At 29.9% G+C, this 17,682-nt stretch carries 23 protein-coding genes; 5 read left to right on the top strand and 18 right to left on the bottom strand.

Features of this window, described 5'->3' with window-relative positions; all coding sequences use genetic code 11:
• Positions 1-85: 85 nt before the first annotated feature.
• The 4 genes from mreB to B5E75_RS00595 form a co-directional block, all read right to left on the bottom strand.
• Positions 86-1,075, bottom strand: a complete 990-nt coding sequence (gene mreB, locus B5E75_RS00610; RefSeq protein ID WP_087356885.1) for a rod shape-determining protein — start codon at positions 1,073-1,075, stop codon at positions 86-88.
• Positions 1,076-1,261: 186 nt separating this feature from the next.
• Positions 1,262-1,897 (bottom strand): M23 family metallopeptidase, encoded by a 636-nt coding sequence (locus B5E75_RS00605; RefSeq protein WP_087356884.1) that lies wholly within the window; start codon positions 1,895-1,897, stop codon positions 1,262-1,264.
• Between the two features lie 31 nt (positions 1,898-1,928).
• Positions 1,929-2,828 (bottom strand): stage II sporulation protein D, encoded by a 900-nt coding sequence (spoIID, locus tag B5E75_RS00600; RefSeq protein WP_087356916.1) that lies wholly within the window; start codon positions 2,826-2,828, stop codon positions 1,929-1,931.
• A 28-nt stretch (positions 2,829-2,856) separates the two neighbouring features.
• The gene (locus B5E75_RS00595) at positions 2,857-3,063 is read right to left on the bottom strand and encodes a DUF1146 family protein (RefSeq protein ID WP_087356883.1); all 207 of its coding nucleotides are present in this window, start codon (positions 3,061-3,063) and stop codon (positions 2,857-2,859) included.
• A 90-nt stretch (positions 3,064-3,153) separates the two neighbouring features.
• Between B5E75_RS00595 and B5E75_RS00590 the strand changes: the two genes are divergently transcribed.
• From B5E75_RS00590 to B5E75_RS00575, 4 genes are read left to right on the top strand one after another with little or no spacing between them, the layout of a single operon-like run.
• Positions 3,154-4,074, top strand: coding sequence for an aldo/keto reductase (locus B5E75_RS00590; protein WP_087356882.1), 921 nt, complete (start codon positions 3,154-3,156; stop codon positions 4,072-4,074).
• 8 nt (positions 4,075-4,082) lie between these two features.
• Entirely contained in the window at positions 4,083-4,589 is a 507-nt protein-coding gene (locus B5E75_RS00585; RefSeq protein WP_087356881.1) for a GNAT family N-acetyltransferase, read from the top strand.
• Positions 4,580-5,083: a GNAT family N-acetyltransferase gene (locus B5E75_RS00580; protein WP_087356880.1), complete on the top strand. Its 504-nt coding sequence runs from the start codon at positions 4,580-4,582 to the stop codon at positions 5,081-5,083. Before B5E75_RS00585 ends, B5E75_RS00580 begins: the two co-directional genes overlap by 10 nt.
• Before the next feature lie 42 nt (positions 5,084-5,125).
• On the top strand, positions 5,126-5,629 hold the full coding sequence (locus tag B5E75_RS00575; protein WP_087356879.1) for a ferritin-like domain-containing protein: 504 nt from the start codon (positions 5,126-5,128) through the stop codon (positions 5,627-5,629).
• Positions 5,630-5,645: 16 nt separating this feature from the next.
• Here the strand turns inward: B5E75_RS00575 and B5E75_RS00570 are convergent, their stop codons facing one another.
• Entirely contained in the window at positions 5,646-6,527 is an 882-nt protein-coding gene (locus B5E75_RS00570) for a YitT family protein (protein ID WP_087356878.1), read from the bottom strand.
• Positions 6,528-6,615: 88 nt separating this feature from the next.
• A complete protein-coding gene (locus B5E75_RS00565; RefSeq protein ID WP_087356877.1) occupies positions 6,616-7,638 on the bottom strand; it encodes a GH25 family lysozyme in 1,023 nt (340 codons plus the stop codon).
• Between the two features lie 183 nt (positions 7,639-7,821).
• On the opposite strand from B5E75_RS00565, the gene B5E75_RS00560 reads away from it, so the two are divergent.
• Complete coding sequence (locus tag B5E75_RS00560) at positions 7,822-9,009, top strand: C40 family peptidase (RefSeq protein WP_087356876.1); 1,188 nt, start codon at positions 7,822-7,824, stop codon at positions 9,007-9,009.
• Positions 9,010-9,050: 41 nt separating this feature from the next.
• Here B5E75_RS00560 and B5E75_RS14900 read toward each other — a convergent pair whose 3' ends face one another.
• From B5E75_RS14900 to B5E75_RS00500, 12 genes are all read right to left on the bottom strand, one after another.
• A complete protein-coding gene (locus tag B5E75_RS14900) occupies positions 9,051-9,185 on the bottom strand; it encodes a hypothetical protein (RefSeq protein ID WP_275086194.1) in 135 nt (44 codons plus the stop codon).
• 8 nt (positions 9,186-9,193) lie between these two features.
• Positions 9,194-9,433, bottom strand: a complete 240-nt coding sequence (locus B5E75_RS00555; protein ID WP_087356875.1) for a hypothetical protein — start codon at positions 9,431-9,433, stop codon at positions 9,194-9,196.
• A gap of 3 nt (positions 9,434-9,436) precedes the next feature.
• Complete coding sequence (locus B5E75_RS00550) at positions 9,437-9,640, bottom strand: hypothetical protein (protein ID WP_087356874.1); 204 nt, start codon at positions 9,638-9,640, stop codon at positions 9,437-9,439.
• Between the two features lie 63 nt (positions 9,641-9,703).
• The gene (locus tag B5E75_RS00545) at positions 9,704-11,542 is read right to left on the bottom strand and encodes a PTS fructose transporter subunit IIABC (RefSeq protein WP_087356873.1); all 1,839 of its coding nucleotides are present in this window, start codon (positions 11,540-11,542) and stop codon (positions 9,704-9,706) included.
• Positions 11,532-12,455, bottom strand: coding sequence for a 1-phosphofructokinase (pfkB, locus tag B5E75_RS00540; RefSeq protein ID WP_087356872.1), 924 nt, complete (start codon positions 12,453-12,455; stop codon positions 11,532-11,534). Before pfkB ends, B5E75_RS00545 begins: the two co-directional genes overlap by 11 nt.
• A 66-nt stretch (positions 12,456-12,521) precedes the next feature.
• Entirely contained in the window at positions 12,522-13,376 is an 855-nt protein-coding gene (gene rsmI / locus B5E75_RS00535) for a 16S rRNA (cytidine(1402)-2'-O)-methyltransferase (protein WP_087356871.1), read from the bottom strand.
• The gene (locus B5E75_RS00530) at positions 13,369-14,103 is read right to left on the bottom strand and encodes a tRNA1(Val) (adenine(37)-N6)-methyltransferase (RefSeq protein ID WP_087356870.1); all 735 of its coding nucleotides are present in this window, start codon (positions 14,101-14,103) and stop codon (positions 13,369-13,371) included. Before B5E75_RS00530 ends, rsmI begins: the two co-directional genes overlap by 8 nt.
• Positions 14,084-14,914, bottom strand: a complete 831-nt coding sequence (locus B5E75_RS00525; protein WP_087356869.1) for a PSP1 domain-containing protein — start codon at positions 14,912-14,914, stop codon at positions 14,084-14,086. Before B5E75_RS00525 ends, B5E75_RS00530 begins: the two co-directional genes overlap by 20 nt.
• Positions 14,915-14,926: 12 nt before the next feature.
• On the bottom strand, positions 14,927-15,880 hold the full coding sequence (locus B5E75_RS00520) for a hypothetical protein (RefSeq protein WP_087356868.1): 954 nt from the start codon (positions 15,878-15,880) through the stop codon (positions 14,927-14,929).
• Positions 15,877-16,500, bottom strand: coding sequence for a dTMP kinase (tmk, locus tag B5E75_RS00515; RefSeq protein WP_087356867.1), 624 nt, complete (start codon positions 16,498-16,500; stop codon positions 15,877-15,879). Before tmk ends, B5E75_RS00520 begins: the two co-directional genes overlap by 4 nt.
• Positions 16,501-16,783: 283 nt before the next feature.
• Positions 16,784-17,377 carry a recombination mediator RecR gene (gene recR, locus B5E75_RS00505; RefSeq protein WP_087356865.1) on the bottom strand — a complete coding sequence of 198 codons (594 nt, stop codon included), beginning with the start codon at positions 17,375-17,377 and terminating at the stop codon, positions 16,784-16,786.
• Complete coding sequence (locus B5E75_RS00500; RefSeq protein WP_087356864.1) at positions 17,377-17,682, bottom strand: YbaB/EbfC family nucleoid-associated protein; 306 nt, start codon at positions 17,680-17,682, stop codon at positions 17,377-17,379. The genes recR and B5E75_RS00500 overlap by 1 nt, the downstream gene beginning before the upstream one ends.

The raw sequence follows: 17,682 nt of genomic DNA, 5'->3' as shown, positions 1-17,682 counted from the left end.
TTAACCATTTTAACAAAACCTTATCAAAAATCTATTTTTTTACAAAATAAGAAAAAGTATCACCATAATGATGATACTTTAAAGATTACTGTAAATATTGAGTATTTTCTAACATAACTCCACAACCTTCAGCAACACAGTCAAGAGCATTTTCAGCAACAAATACAGGAACTCCTAAACCTTCTTCTAAGAATTTATCTAAATTATGAAGTAAAGCTCCTCCACCTGTTAAGAATACACCCTTATTCACAATATCTGCAGAAAGTTCTGGTGGTGTTTGTTCAAGAACTTGTTTTGTAGAACGTAAAATTGTCATGCAGCATTCTTCTAATGCTTCTTGAGTTTCTTTAGCATTTAATTGAATTGTGTGAGGTAAACCTGTTACTAAATCCCTACCTCTTACATCCATAACATCTTTTGGATCTGCTTCATAAGCACTACCAATTGTCATCTTAATTTCTTCTGCTGTACGATCCCCAATTAATAATTTATATTTATCTTTAACATATTTAATTAATTCAGCATCCATCTTATCTCCAGCAATTTTTAAAGATGTACTTGTTACAATATCACCTAATGAAAGAACAGCAATATCTGTTGTTCCCCCACCAATATCAACAACCATATTTCCAGATGGTTTAGAAATATCTAAACCAGCTCCAATAGCTGCAACCTTTGGTTCTTCTTCAATATAAACACGTTTAGCTCCACATCTTAAAGCCACATCTTGAATAGCACTCTTTTCAATAGAAGTGATATTAGATGGACAACAAATTAAGATAGTTGGTCTAGAGAATACTCCTTTTAAATTTAATTTATTAATAAAGTGAGTTAATAATATTTCAGTAATTTGAAAATCTGCGATAACCCCATCTTTTAAAGGACGAATAGCTTGAAATTTACCTGGAGTTTTTCCAAGCATATCTCTGGCTTCTTCTCCAACAGCGATAGGTTTATTTGTTTCAGTATTGATAGTCACAACAGAAGGTTCATTCACAACAATCCCTTCACCTTTAACATAAATAAGAATGTTAGCAGTTCCCAAGTCAATACCAATTTCCTTTGATAATTTCATTGAACATTCCTCCTATAAGCATTTCTATTGTATCATTTTTCTTATTAATTACAAGAAAAAATTATTACTATATCAACATAATTTTTATCTTTTCAAAAACTCTATCTCTATCACAATGATAATATAATAAATGTATGAAATTTATGTGAATATTTTAAAAAAATTTAGATTCCTAAGAATCTAAATTTACTTAATCATATCCAGTGTTTGTCCAATAAATTTTTCTGGATTATACAGTTGATCATCCTTTTGTAAAATAAAATGTAAATGATTTTTCAAATCTGCCTCATATACATTTTCTCCACTTTTCCCAATGATATCTCCCTGTTTGACTTCTTGATTTAACTCAACAGATACTTTTGATAAAGACTCATACGTGGTAGAAATGTTATCACTATTTGTAATTGTGACAACCCATCCTAAAACTGGATCATTTGTTTTCTTTGTCACTGTTCCACTGATAGCTGCCATCACATCAAAGACTTCATTTTTATTTGCATAATCGATACCTTGATTTGGACGATAGACATCTTCAAACAGAATTAGCGATTGTTCCTGTTTAGACTCATCATCATCTTTATCATAATAATATCTCACAATGCCAATACCATCTTTTACAGGCGATTTTAAAGTTTCTACTTTATTTTCTTCTTTTTTTGTTTCCTGTGTTTTGTTTTCATCTACTTTCACAACAGTTTCATCTTCAAAACTTTTTGTACGTTCATCTAAAATATTTTGAACAATACCAATACCACCTAAAAATAAAGCCAATGCCAGTGAGATTCCTAGGACTTTCTTATAATGAAAAGATCTTTTCTTCATGCTTTCACCTCAACTTAAGTATGAACAAAAGTTAAGAGTCTATACTTTCAATTTCAATATTTTGATAATAATGATGTAAAATATCTTGATAATTGTTATTTTCTAAAGCCATAGCTTGAGCTCCATATTGACTCATTCCTACACCATGACCATTTCCTCTGGTAATAAAAGTATAGCCATTTGATGAAAATTCAATTTGAAAACATGAAGATGGTAAAGATAACTTTTCTCTTATTTCTCTACCAGTATATGTTTTTTGATTAATTGTGACTTGTTGAACATAGCCACTTGATGTATGTGATGTAACTCGAATATCTTCTGGTACAACATTAAAAATATCTGCTAATTGTTTTTTTGTAAAAGTCTTTTTTCTTATATTATGAGGATCAATACTTGTATCCCAATGACTATCTACAGCCTTTAAATAAGCAACTTCTCCAGTAAAATAATCCTCACTATTAACAGTCTTTCCATTACTGCTAGAAAAAAACAAAGCAGAAATATACTTACCTTGATAAGTCATTACTTTACCTTTGGTTTCTTGAATAGCTTCTTCTATTTTCTTTTTATTTTGTTCATACTGTTTTCCCCAATTCTCTTTCATTTGATCTTCATTTAAATATACCTGTGAATTTGTCGTATTATCTACCTTTAAATTTCTTGATAAAACAAAAGTACGACTTGCTACTGCCTGTGCCTTCAGTGCCTCCTTTTCAAAACTTACTGGCATTTCCCCGGCAATAACACCAATAAGATATTCTTCTAACGGGATTGATATCACTTGATTTGATGTTTGAACTTGAACAATCTTTTCTTGTTGTTTTACTTGATATTGAAAATCTAACCACGTCAATGCTTCCTGATAACGAAAACATCCAATAATCAATAGAAGTGAACAAACAAAAAGAAGTTTTACATATATTTTTTTCATCATTATTATATATGTACAAACTTCTGATTTAGAATTGAAAACTTAAACTTCCAAAAGATAATACAAAAGATGCAAATAAATATCCTAAAGCAATGGACGTGACTATAAAAAAGATATGGAATTCTCTTTCTTTTCCTTTTCTTATATATTGATCAAAACGAAAACAGCTTAAACCAATCATTGCTAGAACTATTGAAATAATATAAACAACAATATTAACAATATGATAAACCATATAACCTCCCTAAAAATATTTAAAAAGTCATTTCATTCTCTTTTACATTATAATCATTATTTTATATAATAACAACAGGAGGTTCAAATTATGAATTATTTTCAAATACCTAAAACAAATTTAAAAGCATCACGTCTTGCTTTAGGATGTATGCGTATTGCCGATAAGAGCGTTGATGAAGTTGAAAAACTGGTTGAAACAGCGTTGGAATCAGGTATTAATTTCTTTGATCATGCAGATATTTATGGTGGTGGTCAATCAGAAGCTATTTTTGGTGAAGTTTTAAAAAGACATCCTGAATATCGTCAAAAAATGATTATTCAGACAAAATGTGGAATTGTTCCTGGAAAACGTTATGATTTTTCTAAAGAACATATTTTACAAAGCGTTCAAAATTCTTTAGATAGATTACAGACAGATTATGTAGATATTTTATTATTACATCGTCCTGATGCCTTATGTGATCCTCAAGAAGTTAGTGAAGCTTTTGATGAATTATATGAAAGTGGAAAAGTGAAATATTTTGGTGTTTCTAATCATACACCTTTACAAGTTGAACTTTTACAAAAGTATTCAAAATACCCTATTATTATTAATCAGCTTCAATTGTCTATTGTTCACTCTGTAATGATTGATTCTGGTTTAAATATGAACATGAAAGAAGCTGGGGCTCAAGATAAAGATGGTGGTGTTTTAGATTATTGTCGTCTACATGACATCACAATTCAACCTTGGAGTGTTGTTCAAGCTTCATGGGCAGAAGGATGTTTCATTGATCATCCAAACTATGAGAAGTTAAATAGTGTTATGGAAGAACTTGCTAAAGAATATCATGTAACAAAAAGTGCTATTGCGATAGCATGGTTACTTCGTCATCCAGCCTGTATGCAACCCATTATGGGGACAACTTCACCTGTTCATCTTCAAGAAATGGTACAGGCATGTGATGTTCATTTAACACGTCAACAATGGTATGATTTATATCTTGCCAGTGAAAAGCCTTTACCATAGGAGAATACATGATTATTGAGTTAAAAACATTGGATCAAATTGATCCATGTCAATTAGCTTATCACGCTAATGAACAAAGTATTGGAAACTATTTAAGAAATTCCTTCCCCTACCCATATACTCTTGATCATGCGATGTCATTTATCACCCATTCATTAGAAAATCATGGGTTAGATTTTGGCATTGTTGTTGATGGAATATGTGTAGGATGTATTGGTGGAACTTTGCACAATGATATTGATGTGCATAATTGTGAATTAGGCTATTGGCTCAATCCTGCCTATGCCAATAAAGGTATTATGAAACAGGCTGTTAAACTTTTTTGCTTATATGTTTTTGAAAATTATCATATTCATAAAATATATGCTGAAGTTTTTGTAGAAAATCTGGCATCCTGTCATGTGCTAGAAGCCAATCAATTTGTTAAAGAAGGATATTTATATGAACATGCTTATAAAAATTTTCAATATCATGATATTATTATTTATAGTTTAAGGAGAACAATATGGAAATAAGAAAATCATCGCTTGATGATGTTAAAGATATTATGACACTTATCCATCAAGCTCAGTCTTATTTTAAAAAAGCTGGTATAGATCAGTGGCAAGATGGTTATCCACAAGCTGATGATATTATTCAAGATATCAACCAGGGAAAAAGTTATGTCATTGAAGATACAAAAATAATTGGAACTATGTATTTTGCAATTGAAGATGAACCAACTTATCATATCATTGACGGGGCATGGAAAACAGCAAATCAACCTTACGCTGTGATTCATAGAATCGTTGTAGATGAAAATCACAAAGGTCAAAATATAGCTCATCAATTATTGATGTATGCAATGAAAGAATGTCAAAATCATCACATTCAAAGTATTCGTATTGATACTCATAAAGATAATTTATCTATGCAGCGTTTTTTAACAAAACATAGCTTTGAAGTATGTGGTGAAATTACTTTATTGAGTGGTGCTCGTCGTATCGGTTTTGAAAAAATATGTGAATAAATGAAAATAACCTTCATACATTAGAGTGTGGAGGTTATTTTTATGAACTATTTAATTAATAAACCCTATCCTAAAATTCAAAATATACAACCTAATCCTCAATATGCATCTATGATGCTTTCAAATTTAGGTGGTTTACATTCAGAAATGAATGCTGTCAGTCTTTATTTCTACAACCATATTATTTTAATGGATACTTGGCCAGAACTATCTGAAGCTATGGAAAAGATAAGTATTGTAGAAATGCATCATTTAGACATTTTTGCCCAATTAGCCTACCAACTTGGAACTGATCCTCGTTTATGGGATTGTCAACAAGGGTATCTAGAATACTGGAGTCCAAGTTATAATGTCTATCCATGTCATTTACAATCTCTTTTAGAGAATGCTATGATTCAAGAACAACAAACGATTAATATTTATCAAAAACAAATTCATTGTATATACAATCAAACAATTCAAAAAATACTCTATCGCATTATTGAAGACGAACAACTCCATCTTCAAATCTTTGAATCTTTTCTTAATGAATATAATGCAAAATAAAAAGGCATATGCCTTTTTATTCAATTGGTTCTTGATAAAAGTTTCCTGTTACCCCTTCAGAATTCATAATATTAATGAAAACATGCGAATCCAGCTCTCTAATAAGATGAACAACATCTTTCACTTCATCAGCACCAACAACAGTATATAACATTGTTTTATTTTCCTTTAAGTAACATCCCTGTCCTTCAAATTTTGTCACACCATGATGAGTATATTCTAATAACTCTTGACCAATAGTTTCTCCTTCTTTTGTAATAATCAATAAAGTGACTTTATGATCACGACGATGTAATCTTTCAATCACTTGAGTAGAAACAAACTGAAAGATAATAGAATACATAGCAGCTTCAAATCCAAAAATAAAACCACCTGTAATCAAAATAATCGTATTAATTCCAAATACAAAGTTCCATGAAGGCTTCTTAAGTTTATTAGATAAATAAACAGCAATAAAATCTGTTCCCCCACTTGAAGCCTTTCCATATAATGCAATAACAATTGCTATACCATTTAAAATACCCCCAAAAACAGAAACTAATAGTGGATCATATGTAATCGGTGTGACTGGTATTAAATCAACTAAAAAGGAATTTAAAACAATCATCAAGACTGAATAACTGGTAAATTTTTTACCTATCATTTTAAATCCAATAAAAGCTGGTAAAGCATTTAATGAAATATTGATAATTGAATAAGGTAATTCAATACCAGCAAAAAGATTGGCTGATCGTTGTATCAATAATGATAAACCTGTAAAACCACCCGGAATTAAATCTCCAGCCCTAACAAATGATTTAATATTGATTGACATAATAATAGAAGCTATAAATACACAAATCAGTGCCGTTATATGTTTTTTCCATTCTTTTTCATTTCTCGTTTTGGCATAAACCATTTTATAGTCACTCTCCCTTAAGACGCATTCATTATACTATTGTACAAACATAAATACAATAGAAAAGGCATTGCTTTATACAATGCCCTTAACTTTTTAAACGTCCTTCTTGAAGCAGTCTTAATAATTCCAGATTTTGTCTGGCACTACCTGTATAATTATCAATACCATTCTTTTGAGCAAGTTCTTTTCTTGAAGCAAAAGAAGAATCTACACCAATTTGATCCAATGCATCAACAAGAGAGTCACCACGATATGTTGGATGAGAAAGATATCTCAATGTTCCTGTAATGCTTTCATTATTGACCCATCCCAAACCATTTCCAATTAAATAAGGGTTTCTGGCATGAGGGACAACTCTTGTAATTGTTCCATGATTCATATATGGAATCAAAGGAACACTACTTTCTGATGAAATAAAAACATGATCAAAAGTGACATGATCTCCTATCTGATACTTATCTTCTGGACTTTCTGGTTCTGGCGTTGTTTCTATACGGAAATTATTATATCCCCCATCCTTAATTTCAGATGGAAAATCTCTAAAAGCATAATTTCTATCTACAGGTGCATTGATTCCTTCTACAAATCCATGATCTGTATATTGCCACATATCAAATCCTTCTGCTCCTAGTTCTTCAGCATAACGAGCGACCCATCTTGTGTATCTTTTAAATGTAGCCCCTGTTAATTTTGTTGTCCACCAGTAATATGAAGCATAAAATCCAGGAAAATATTGATTTCTGGCAAGTTCTTCTGCCCAGACTCTGGCATTTCTTTCAATCTGATCATTTGTTAACTGACCAATGCGTGGGTCTTCTAAATCTAAATAAATTGGATATTCCATTTGATAATTTTCAATCAAACGCATAACATGTCTTGCTTCAGATAAAGCTGCACGTTCATCTGTTGCGTATGAATAAAGATAGACACCAAAAGGAATACCTAATCTTGTACATTCATCTGCATTTCTTTTAAAAGTCGGATCATCTTGTCCCGGTATATCCTGACCGTAACCACAACGTAGTATTGCAAAATCAATATGATCTTTCACAAGCTCCCAATTAATTTCACCTTGATATTGTGAAACATCAATTCCTTCTTTAGCCATTCCTTCACCTCCTCAAAATACAATATGTTACCTTTATAAAAATGTCTGCACATTTGCCATAGATTTTCATGACTTTCTATTATATGTTCTCAATATATAAAACATGACATTTTATAATTTCTATGATTTGGTTATTTTTTTCTTATTGTTTTGTGTTATAATGTTTCTTGCAGAGGTGATTGAATGAAGAAAATATCAATAAGTCTTTTAACTTTTTGTTCAGTATTCGCTATGACTCTTTTTCCAATAGATGTTCATGCGATTGATTTTGAAGGTAAAGAAGATCAATATATTAAAATTTGTTCTTCAAATCTTACCAATTCTAATAAGAAGACTTGTCAAGAGTTTAACAAATATTTAAAGGAAAAAAATCAGGATTTAAAAGAGGAAATTCAAGATACAAAAGATGATTTAGCTAAAACGAATGATAACCTTGAAGAAGTTTCTCAAAAAATTGATCAATTAAATTCTCAAATCGATCAAAAGAATAAAGAAATTGATTATATGTTAAAATCAATTGAAAAAATAAAAAAAGATATAGCTAAAAAAGAAGAACAAATGAGAGAACGTTTATATGTTATGCAAACAACATATAATTCTAATTGGGTTGTTGATTTCTTATTTGGATCTGATGACTTTAGTACTTTCTTCTCTCGTTTAAGTAATGTTAATGATATCACTGCTTATGAAAAAGAATTAGTTGATGAACTTACACAACAAAAAAAGAATCTTGATACACAACAAAAATCTTTAGAAACTGCAAGAGAAAATTTAAAATCACAAAAGAAATCTCAAGAAGCATTACAAGAAAAATATATTGAATTAAAAGCTTCACAACAAGAGAAAATTAAAGATAATCAAAAAGAATCAAAAGAAGTTTCTTCAGCACAAAAGAAAATAGATGCTGCTCTTTCTGAATTAATTTCTCGTGCCCCTAGTGGTGGTGGCGGTGGTGGATCATATGTTCCCGGTGATTCATCTGTTGGTAATGCTATTGCTCAAAAAGCCTTGACAAGACTAGGATGTCGCTATTGGTGGGGAGCTAATGGTCCAAACTATTTTGATTGTTCTGGTTTAGTATATTGGGCATATAATCAAGCTGGCGTCAAATTAGGTCGTACAACAGCTGCTGGATATGCTGGTAGTGGTCAATCTATTTCACGTTCTCAACTACAACCAGGAGATGTCATCACATTTAGCTATGGTAGTGGTGTTGCACATATTGGTATCTATATTGGTGGTGGAAGTTTTGTTCATGCTTCTGGTGAAGGATCTGGTACTGTTGGTCAATATGCAGATCAATGTGTAAAAACAGCCCCACTTTCTGGATACTGGGAAAGATATGTTTATAATTATAGAAGATTATATTAAAGAAAATCTGTATGAATATTTCATACAGATTTTTTTATTATCTATTTATTGCTTAATGCAATTTCTTGATAAAGTGTTTGTCCTCTTGGATTATCTAAATGATACTTCTGTGCTAATTCATTATAATGAAATTGTAAATAATGTTGTAATTCATATTTTGTATGATGTGTTGTCACTATATTTTCTATATGGATGGGTCATTTAAACAAACATGATTCTTTTTGAGTAATTTAATAATTCTTTGTGTTTGAAGTATTGAAAAACTTTCAAAAGCATATATTTTATCATGATAATGAATAATCATATCCAGACAATAAGTGAGATTAGCACCCATATGCCCATAATATAATATTGGTTCATCTACTTTCCAATATTCATCACTCAACAAAGAAAACTTTTCTTGATGATTTCCACAGTAACTCATTAATCAACTACATAATGAGATGGTTATAGATTTTATATGCTGATAGAAAAATTGTGGGTAATGATGATCATTAAGAAGATATATCTTTTCATTATCAAACACCAGATGAGAGCAATTATTCTTTAACTCTTGTATATTTTCATCAAACACAAACATACATTTTACATAATCATTCTTAACATAGTTTTTAATAATCATTTGACTCATTCTTATGTCTTACCTCCTTATTTTCATTATATTATTATTAATCAAAAGAAAACAAGAGTCTTTTTAAGATTCGACTCTTGTTTTATGAAAATGGGATAATAAATATTTTGTAAAAATAATGAAAAGTGTTCCAATAACTGTTGAAAGGACTAAACTAAATACAAAATATAATGGCTGATTAATAAACATAATTGTCCATATACCACCATGAGGAAATGCCTGACTACATCCAAAATACATGGTCAATGCTCCAGCTATGGCTGATGCAACAATACATGGATAATGAATTGTATATTTATTTTTTTGCATATAAGGAATTGCAGCTTCACTGACAAAGCATAATCCATTAAAAAGACAAGACCATTTTTGTTTTCTTTCCTCATCATTAAAAATATGTGTTATAAGCATTGTCAACCAAATAATTAGTGGTGGTAACATACCTGTCAGCATCACTGCTGACATTAAATCATATCTACCAATAAAAATACCTATAATTCCAATTGTATAAGCTGTTTTATTAATAGGTCCTCCTAAATCTATAGACATCATAATACCTAGTAAAGCTCCTATAAGAATCAGCATAACTGGATTCAATTCTTGTGTCATCAATGAAATATAAGAAGCAAAATAAGGTGACGTCAAATAGATAATCACTCCCATCACAAAACTTCCTATTAATGGTATAAAAAGATTAGGAGATAAGCTTTGAAAATCTTTAGGTAAATATCTTAATATACGTGATAAACTTAAAACAAAATATCCTGCAATATATCCTAGAATGATTCCCTCAATAACATTTCCTTGCATATTTATCAGTAATATAGAAGAAACTAATGATACAATAAATGCTGGTTTTCCTGCAATACTATCACTTATAAATGCACTCATAATAGGAATAGCAATATTAATTGCTAAAGTTGCAATATAATAAATTAATGTTAAGTATTCACTTTCAATACCCATATTTTGAATATAAGGTATTAAACTTATAAAAATACCTGAAATCATAAGAATAGGTATAATCTGTGAAATACCACTCATTAAATGCTGATAAATTCTTCTAATTCCTTTTTCATTTGTTTCCTGTTTTTGTTCACTTGATTGATAAACTTCTATATTTGAACTCATTGCCTTTTGTAGTAATTCTTCTGTGTGATAAATAGCTTTAGTAACTGGAACTTGAATTAAAGGTTTATGATGAAATCTTTCCATTTCTACTTTTTTATCAGCAGCTACAATGACACATCGTGCTTTTTGAATATCTTCTTTTGTTAATGTATTTTGAATACCACTGGCTCCATTTGTTTCTACTTTGATAGATATGTTCATTTCTTTTGCTTTTTCAATCAATGCTTTTTCAGCTATATAAGTATGGGCAATTCCTGTTGGACAAGCTGTCACTGCAACAATATCTAACTCTTTCGATTCCTCTTTTTGATCTTCTTTCTTTTCTAAATCATGACATAGAATAGATAAAAACTCTTTTTCATGAGAACTATGGATAAGTTGATCAACTATTTTTTCATCCATTAATATTTGACAGAGTTGTGCTAATATTTCTAAATGTTTTGATCCTGCTTCTTTTGGAACAGCAATCATAAATAATAAATGCACTGGCTTTTGATCTAATGAATCGTATTCTATTCCTTTTGGACTGACCATTGCAACCAATGAAGGATAATTGACGGTTTCACTCTGTGCATGTGGTATTGCGATAAAATGTCCTATTCCTGTTGATGAAAGCTTTTCTCTTTCTAATATAGCTTGATAGTAAATATCTTGATTTTGTATATGACCACATTGGTAATGTTTTGCTACCATTTCTTGAATAGCTTCTTCTTTATTTGTAGCCGTTGTATCTAAAATAATACTATCTTCCTTTAATAAATCTTTAATATTCATACTCTACCTCATGAACTGTTTTCAATAATTCATCGACTTCTTCCTGTGTAGCCAAATCATGTGAAAAGGCACTGGCACTTCCTGTCGCTACTCCCATTTTAAACGCTTGGATGTAATCTTTTGTTTTTTCATATCCTGCAATAAACCCAGCAACCATTGAATCTCCTGCTCCTACTGAATTTTTTACAATACCTTTTGGTGCCTCACTAAAGTATACTTTTCCATTTTCACAAATAAAGAATGCTCCATCACCTGCCATTGAAATCAAAACATTCTTTGCTCCCATTTCTTGAAGTTTCTTTGCATAAGTCACTATATCTTTTTGATCAAAAAGTTTCACGTGAAACATTTCTGCTAACTCATGGTTATTAGGTTTAATTAAGAAAGGTTTATATTCCAATACTTTCATTAATAATTCCCCTGTTGCATCAACAATGATTTCAATACCTATATCTTGTAATTCTTTCATAATATTAGCATAAATATCATTAGAAACACATTGAGGAATACTTCCTGATAAAACAAGTATATCCCCTTTCTTTAACTTCTTTAACTTTTCCATTAATAACTCAATATCTTGTTTTGATATATGAGGTCCATTCCCATTAACTTCTGTTTCTTGTTGACTTTTTAATTTAAAATTAATGCGAGAATAACCATTATGAACATCTATAAAATCAGTATGAATCCCTTTTTCTTCTACACGCTTTTGTATTTCTTTTCCTGTAAATCCAGCAATAAATCCAAGTGTCTGGCTTTCAACACCTAAGTTTTTTAAAACAATAGATACATTAATTCCTTTTCCCCCTGCAAGAATATATTCATCTTGAACACGATTAACTTCTCCTGTCTGAAATTGATCTACAGTTACCATATAATCAATTGACGGATTAAACGTTATTGTATAAATCATATTTTTCCCTCCTTGTGATATCCTTATTATACAATAAAGTATAAAAAAAAGAATATATTTCTATATTCAATTTTTATGATACTCATTATATACAATATTTTTAGATAACTTTCTTTCTTTTGCTACTTCTTTAATAGCATCTTTTGTTGACATTCCTTTTTCAATATATTCTTCAACATGTTCTACAATGCTTTGTTCAAATACAAGAGGCTGATCCTGAAATTCTTCATGACTTCCCTCAACAACAATAACCATTTCACCTTTCATATCATCAATGACAGATAATATTTCTTCAATTGTTCCTCTATTAATTTCCTCATGTTTTTTTGTTAATTCTCTACATAAGGCAATAGAACGATTTCCTAAAATATCGTACATCAATTTCAATGTTTTTTTAATACGGTGTGGTGCTTCGTAAAAAACAATTGTTTCTTGATATTTTTTTAGTTTTTCCAGCTCTTTTTTCTTATTTTTATCATTTCTATCTAAAAAACCATAAAAGAGAAAAGGTTGTGGTGCAATACCAGAAACAACCAATGCATCTAAACAAGCATTTGCTCCAGATATCGGAACAACATTCATTCCTTCTTTAATAACCTCTTTCACAAGCTCGTAACCAGGATCACTAATTGCAGGATATCCTGCATCACTTACTAATGCAATATTCAAACCATTTTTTAAATCATGAACAATCTTTGGTATAGCTGTCATCAGATTATGTTCATGGTGAGAAACCAGCTTTGTTGAAATGTCAAAATGATTTAATAGTTTCACAGTATTACGTGTATCTTCTGCTGCAATATAATCAACATCTTTAAGAACCTGTATTGCACGATAAGTCATTTCATTTAAATTTCCAATTGGTGTAGCGACAACAAAAAGTGTCGGTTTTTGATTTTCAAAACTTTTTTGTCTATTCATGAATATCTTCTCCAAACATCTTTCTCACTTCATTTGAATAGCTACCATCTTCATTATGAGCATATAATGGTGCTTCTATTTTTAATCCTTTATTTCCTTTATACATTCCTTCAATTAAAAAAATATGTGAATCTTTCCCTACTTTTGGATAAACAAAACGAATACGCTTTGGTTCAATATCATATTTTTGCATCATATTAATAATTTCAATCATACGATCAGGTCGATGCACCATCGCAAAACGACCTTTATTATCCAATATTCTTGCTGCTGATTGTACAATTTCTTCTAAATTGATTTTTATTTCATGACGAGCAATTTTTAAATATTCATTCTCATTCAAATTACTTCTCTCATCTACTCTAAAAAAAGGAGGATTACATATAACAAGTTTAACCTTTTGAGCATCTTTAACATATTCCTTAATATCTGAATGAATAATTTCTATTTGTTGTTCTAAGTGATTTAATTGTATATTTTTCAATGCTAAATCTACTGCTTCTTTTTGTATTTCGATTCCTGTAATCTTTTTATCAGTTCTTAAGCTTAATAATAGAGGAATAGCTGCATTATTTGTTCCAAAGTCAACTATTTCATCTAAATCTTTATTAATTGTACAAAAATGTGCTAATAAAACAGTATCCAAAGAAAAATTAAACATATCTTTTCTTTGGATAATTTTCATATTTTCATATGCTAATAAATAATTAACGACTTCTTGGTTCATGTTTATGCTCTCTTGGTGGCAGTATTTGAATTTCATCTAAAGATACAAATGATATATTACCGTCATGTTCTATTTTTACTAAATCACTAATGACATTTAAACCAGTAACTTTAACAATTTTATTATCATATTTCACTTTTGAACCAATCTTAGGAAATCTTTGTTTTTCTTTTGTATATGTATCATCTTCGTATTTAAGACAACAAAGTAATCGACCACATGCTCCAGAAATCTTATCAATATTAATAGCTAACATCTGATTTTTTGCCATATTAATAGACACACCATCAAATTCTCCAAGAAAAGATGAACAACATAATGGCAAACCACAAGATCCCAAACCACCAACAATTTTTGATTTATCACGTGGACCTATCTGTCTTAATTCAATACGACATTTAAAAACACTTGCCAATTCTTTAAGTAGTTCTCTAAAGTCTACACGTGTTTCTGATGTATACATAAATATCACTTTTGATGCATCAAGTGTATATTCACAGCTGACCAAATGCATCTCCAAATCATATTGTTTTACAATATCTTTACAAATTTCAAGTGACTTTTCAGCTTTTGCTTCATTATAAGCGTAAAGCTCTATGTCAGCTCTATTAGCTTTTCTCTTTACTTTTTTGAGTTCTGTATCAAGATTAAATTCTGATAGATGCTTTAAATCTGATACAAGTTCTCCTAACTCTAATCCTCTTATTGTTTCTACAACAACTTTATCTCCTTTATACACTTCCAAGTCGGTAGAAAAATAATAAGATTTTCCAACATTGTTAAAACGTACAAGAGCTAATCTTTCTTCCATACTTTCTCCTTCCTATATTCTATACATCATGCTGTCCATTAACAACATCACATTTGCATTGGTACTTAATAAGTATTCTGTATTTAATATTAAATCAATCTTTTGAATGATATTTTCTTCCTGATCATTAATTCTATCATATAAACTTTTAAATGATGGGTAAGTTAAATTCATAGAATGTTTCACGTGAAACAAATCTCTTAATGCCAATACTAGCATGTTAAGAAAAAATTGAATATTTTTCTTATCACTAAATTCTTTAAGTAAGTGTGTCTGAACATTAATAATCAAATTATCTCTGTGAAAATATAAGTCATCAATAAAATGATATACTTCTTCTTTTAATTTTTCAAAAGATTCAGATTCAATATATTCCTTACACTCATCATAACTCGTAAATAACTCAGCAAGAATATTTACATCATCCTGTGATATATCTTCTTTTTTTAATTCTTCTCTTAACATTTTTTGAGAAGATGGTAAAAGCTGAATGACTTGACATCTTGACTGAATAGTTGGTAAAACTCTATTTAAGTTCTGACAAGTAAATATAGCATAAATACCAGCAGTTGGTTCCTCCAACATTTTCAATAAACTATTCATTGCCTCGCTTGTTGAATTTTCAATATTTTCCATTAGATAAATCTTAGCTTTTCCTTCTAAAGCAGATTTGGAAAATTGATCTTGTATATATTCGATTTGTGGTTTTTTAATTGTTCCATCTTGCCCATTATAATATATAAAATCACCATAATTATGCTCGTCAATACGTCGACATTCATTACATTGATCACAAGCAAGAATATCATCTTCACAAATCAAACTTTTTGCAATAAAATGAGCTGGTAAACTGGCATTTTTTCCCACAAGTAAAAAAGCATGGGGAATTTTCTGATTTTGAAAGCTTTGTAAGAGAATTTGATATAAAATAGGTTGTTGTTGTTTTAAAATATCTTTATAAATCATAGTATTTCTCTAATTTTTGTTAATACTTGCTGATAGACATGATCAATATCCAAAGAAGCATCTATTTTAACAATACGATTAGGAAATTTATCACACAAACTTAAATAGCCTTGATAGACTTTTCTATGGAAATCAATGTTCTCTAAATCCAACCTATTGACTTCTCTATCCTTATTTTCATATACACGCTTTAAACCATCTTCTGGTTGTATATCAAAGAAAATCGTTCGTTTTGGTAAGATATTTTCGGTAGCAAATAAATTCATCTGATAAACTTCATCAATACCTATACCTCTTGCTATTCCTTGATAAACTATAGAACTATCTACAAATCTATCACAAATAACGATAGCGTCATTTTCCAACGCAGGAATCACTTTTTCAACTAAGTGTTGTCGACGACTTGCTGCATAGAGTAATGCTTCGGTTTTTCTATCCATATTTATATATTTCACATCATGAATAATATCACGAATCTTTTCTGCTATTTCTACACCACCTGGTTCTCTTGTTAAAACAACATGATAACCTTCCTGTGCTAATGTCTTTTGAATCATATTTGCTATAGTTGTTTTTCCACTACCTTCTCCACCTTCAAAAGTAATAAAAACACCTGCCATTATAACACCTCATTTCTTTCTCTATTATATATAAAATTGACACAAAGATAAAGTTTTATTTCATTGCATTTATAGGACAATATTTAAGACAATACAAAGAATAAAACCAAAAATATCAAACAATGAAATCATAACAATATTAAATATATTTAAGGATAAAGTGATTTGCGTTATATGATGAAAACTATTAAAAATAAAAATCGATAGAGTTGCCATAAGCAATCTTATGAAAATACGTGTTATTTTAAACAAAAAAATCACCTCATTGTATTATATGAGATGATTAAAGTTTTTTTCTTCCTTCCAGCGATTTTAACAACGTTAATTCATCAGCGTAATCAAGATTACTTCCCATAGGTAATCCATTCGCAATTCTTGAAGCAGGTATATTTTGTTTAGCAAGAAGTTTTGCTAAAAATAAGGCTGTTGTTTCTCCATCACGTGTAGGATTTGTGGCAATAATCACTTCTTTAATATTTTCATTTAAACGATCAAACAAAGATTGAATATTTAAATCATCTATTGTTTTCCCATCCATAATAGAAATTGTCCCATGTAAGACATGATATAAACCATGATATTCTTTGAGTTTCTCCATTGCAAAGACATCTTTAGGCGATTCAACAACACAGATTGTTGTCTGATCTCTTGTGGAATCTTGACATATTTCACAAATATCACCTTCGCATATATGTCCACATTTTTGGCAATAGTGAATGTTCTTTTTTAAATTTAATAAAGCATCAGAAAATCTCTCAACTTGCTCAAAATCCATTGATAAAACATGATAAACCAGACGTTCAGCACCTTTTGTACCAATACCCGGTAACATTTTAAAACATTCAACAAGTTCCTCAAAACTATGTGGATATTCCATTATAGAAATGCTGATACATCAACACCATTTGTGACTTTATTTAATGTATCTTCCCTTTCTTTAGAAACATTTTCAATAGCTTGATTAATTGTTGCTATTAAGAGTGCTTCCATATTTTCCTTATCTTCTTGAATCAAGGAATCTTGAATATGTAATTCACTAATAGAAAGATTGCCTTTCATCTTTCCAACAATATAATCATCTTGACTTTTAAATTCAAATTCTCTTTCATTAAATTCTTTCTTTGCTTTATTGACTTTACGTTGCATTTGTTGTGCCTGTTGCAATAAATTTCCAAAATTCAT

The sequence above is a fragment of the Massiliimicrobium timonense genome, from assembly GCF_002160865.1.
GTDB lineage: Bacteria > Bacillota_I > Bacilli_A > Erysipelotrichales > Coprobacillaceae > Allocoprobacillus.
Note: the sequence above shows the minus strand (reverse complement) of the source record. Positions and strands in the feature narration are given on the sequence as shown.

Bases quoted from the DNA above. Each gene is read 5' to 3' on its own strand.
- spoIID (WP_087356916.1), bottom strand. From the start codon at position 2,828: ATGAAAAAAATATATGTAAAACTTCTTTTTGTTTGTTCACTTCTATTG.
- B5E75_RS00580 (WP_087356880.1), top strand. From the start codon at position 4,580: ATGGAAATAAGAAAATCATCGCTTGATGATGTTAAAGATATTATGACA.
- pfkB (WP_087356872.1), bottom strand. From the start codon at position 12,455: ATGATTTATACAATAACGTTTAATCCGTCAATTGATTATATGGTAACT.
- B5E75_RS00555 (WP_087356875.1), bottom strand. From the start codon at position 9,433: ATGAGTTACTGTGGAAATCATCAAGAAAAGTTTTCTTTGTTGAGTGAT.
- B5E75_RS00550 (WP_087356874.1), bottom strand. From the start codon at position 9,640: ATGAGTCAAATGATTATTAAAAACTATGTTAAGAATGATTATGTAAAA.
- B5E75_RS00590 (WP_087356882.1), top strand. From the start codon at position 3,154: ATGAATTATTTTCAAATACCTAAAACAAATTTAAAAGCATCACGTCTT.
- B5E75_RS00560 (WP_087356876.1), top strand. From the start codon at position 7,822: ATGAAGAAAATATCAATAAGTCTTTTAACTTTTTGTTCAGTATTCGCT.
- mreB (WP_087356885.1), bottom strand. From the start codon at position 1,075: ATGAAATTATCAAAGGAAATTGGTATTGACTTGGGAACTGCTAACATT.
- recR (WP_087356865.1), bottom strand. From the start codon at position 17,377: ATGGAATATCCACATAGTTTTGAGGAACTTGTTGAATGTTTTAAAATG.
- B5E75_RS00605 (WP_087356884.1), bottom strand. From the start codon at position 1,897: ATGAAGAAAAGATCTTTTCATTATAAGAAAGTCCTAGGAATCTCACTG.
- B5E75_RS00570 (WP_087356878.1), bottom strand. From the start codon at position 6,527: ATGGTTTATGCCAAAACGAGAAATGAAAAAGAATGGAAAAAACATATA.
- B5E75_RS00520 (WP_087356868.1), bottom strand. From the start codon at position 15,880: ATGATTTATAAAGATATTTTAAAACAACAACAACCTATTTTATATCAA.
- B5E75_RS00595 (WP_087356883.1), bottom strand. From the start codon at position 3,063: ATGGTTTATCATATTGTTAATATTGTTGTTTATATTATTTCAATAGTT.
- B5E75_RS00575 (WP_087356879.1), top strand. From the start codon at position 5,126: ATGAACTATTTAATTAATAAACCCTATCCTAAAATTCAAAATATACAA.
- B5E75_RS00500 (WP_087356864.1), bottom strand. From the start codon at position 17,682: ATGAATTTTGGAAATTTATTGCAACAGGCACAACAAATGCAACGTAAA.
- B5E75_RS00565 (WP_087356877.1), bottom strand. From the start codon at position 7,638: ATGGCTAAAGAAGGAATTGATGTTTCACAATATCAAGGTGAAATTAAT.
- B5E75_RS00585 (WP_087356881.1), top strand. From the start codon at position 4,083: ATGATTATTGAGTTAAAAACATTGGATCAAATTGATCCATGTCAATTA.
- B5E75_RS00530 (WP_087356870.1), bottom strand. From the start codon at position 14,103: ATGAACCAAGAAGTCGTTAATTATTTATTAGCATATGAAAATATGAAA.
- tmk (WP_087356867.1), bottom strand. From the start codon at position 16,500: ATGGCAGGTGTTTTTATTACTTTTGAAGGTGGAGAAGGTAGTGGAAAA.
- B5E75_RS00525 (WP_087356869.1), bottom strand. From the start codon at position 14,914: ATGGAAGAAAGATTAGCTCTTGTACGTTTTAACAATGTTGGAAAATCT.
- B5E75_RS00545 (WP_087356873.1), bottom strand. From the start codon at position 11,542: ATGAATATTAAAGATTTATTAAAGGAAGATAGTATTATTTTAGATACA.
- rsmI (WP_087356871.1), bottom strand. From the start codon at position 13,376: ATGAATAGACAAAAAAGTTTTGAAAATCAAAAACCGACACTTTTTGTT.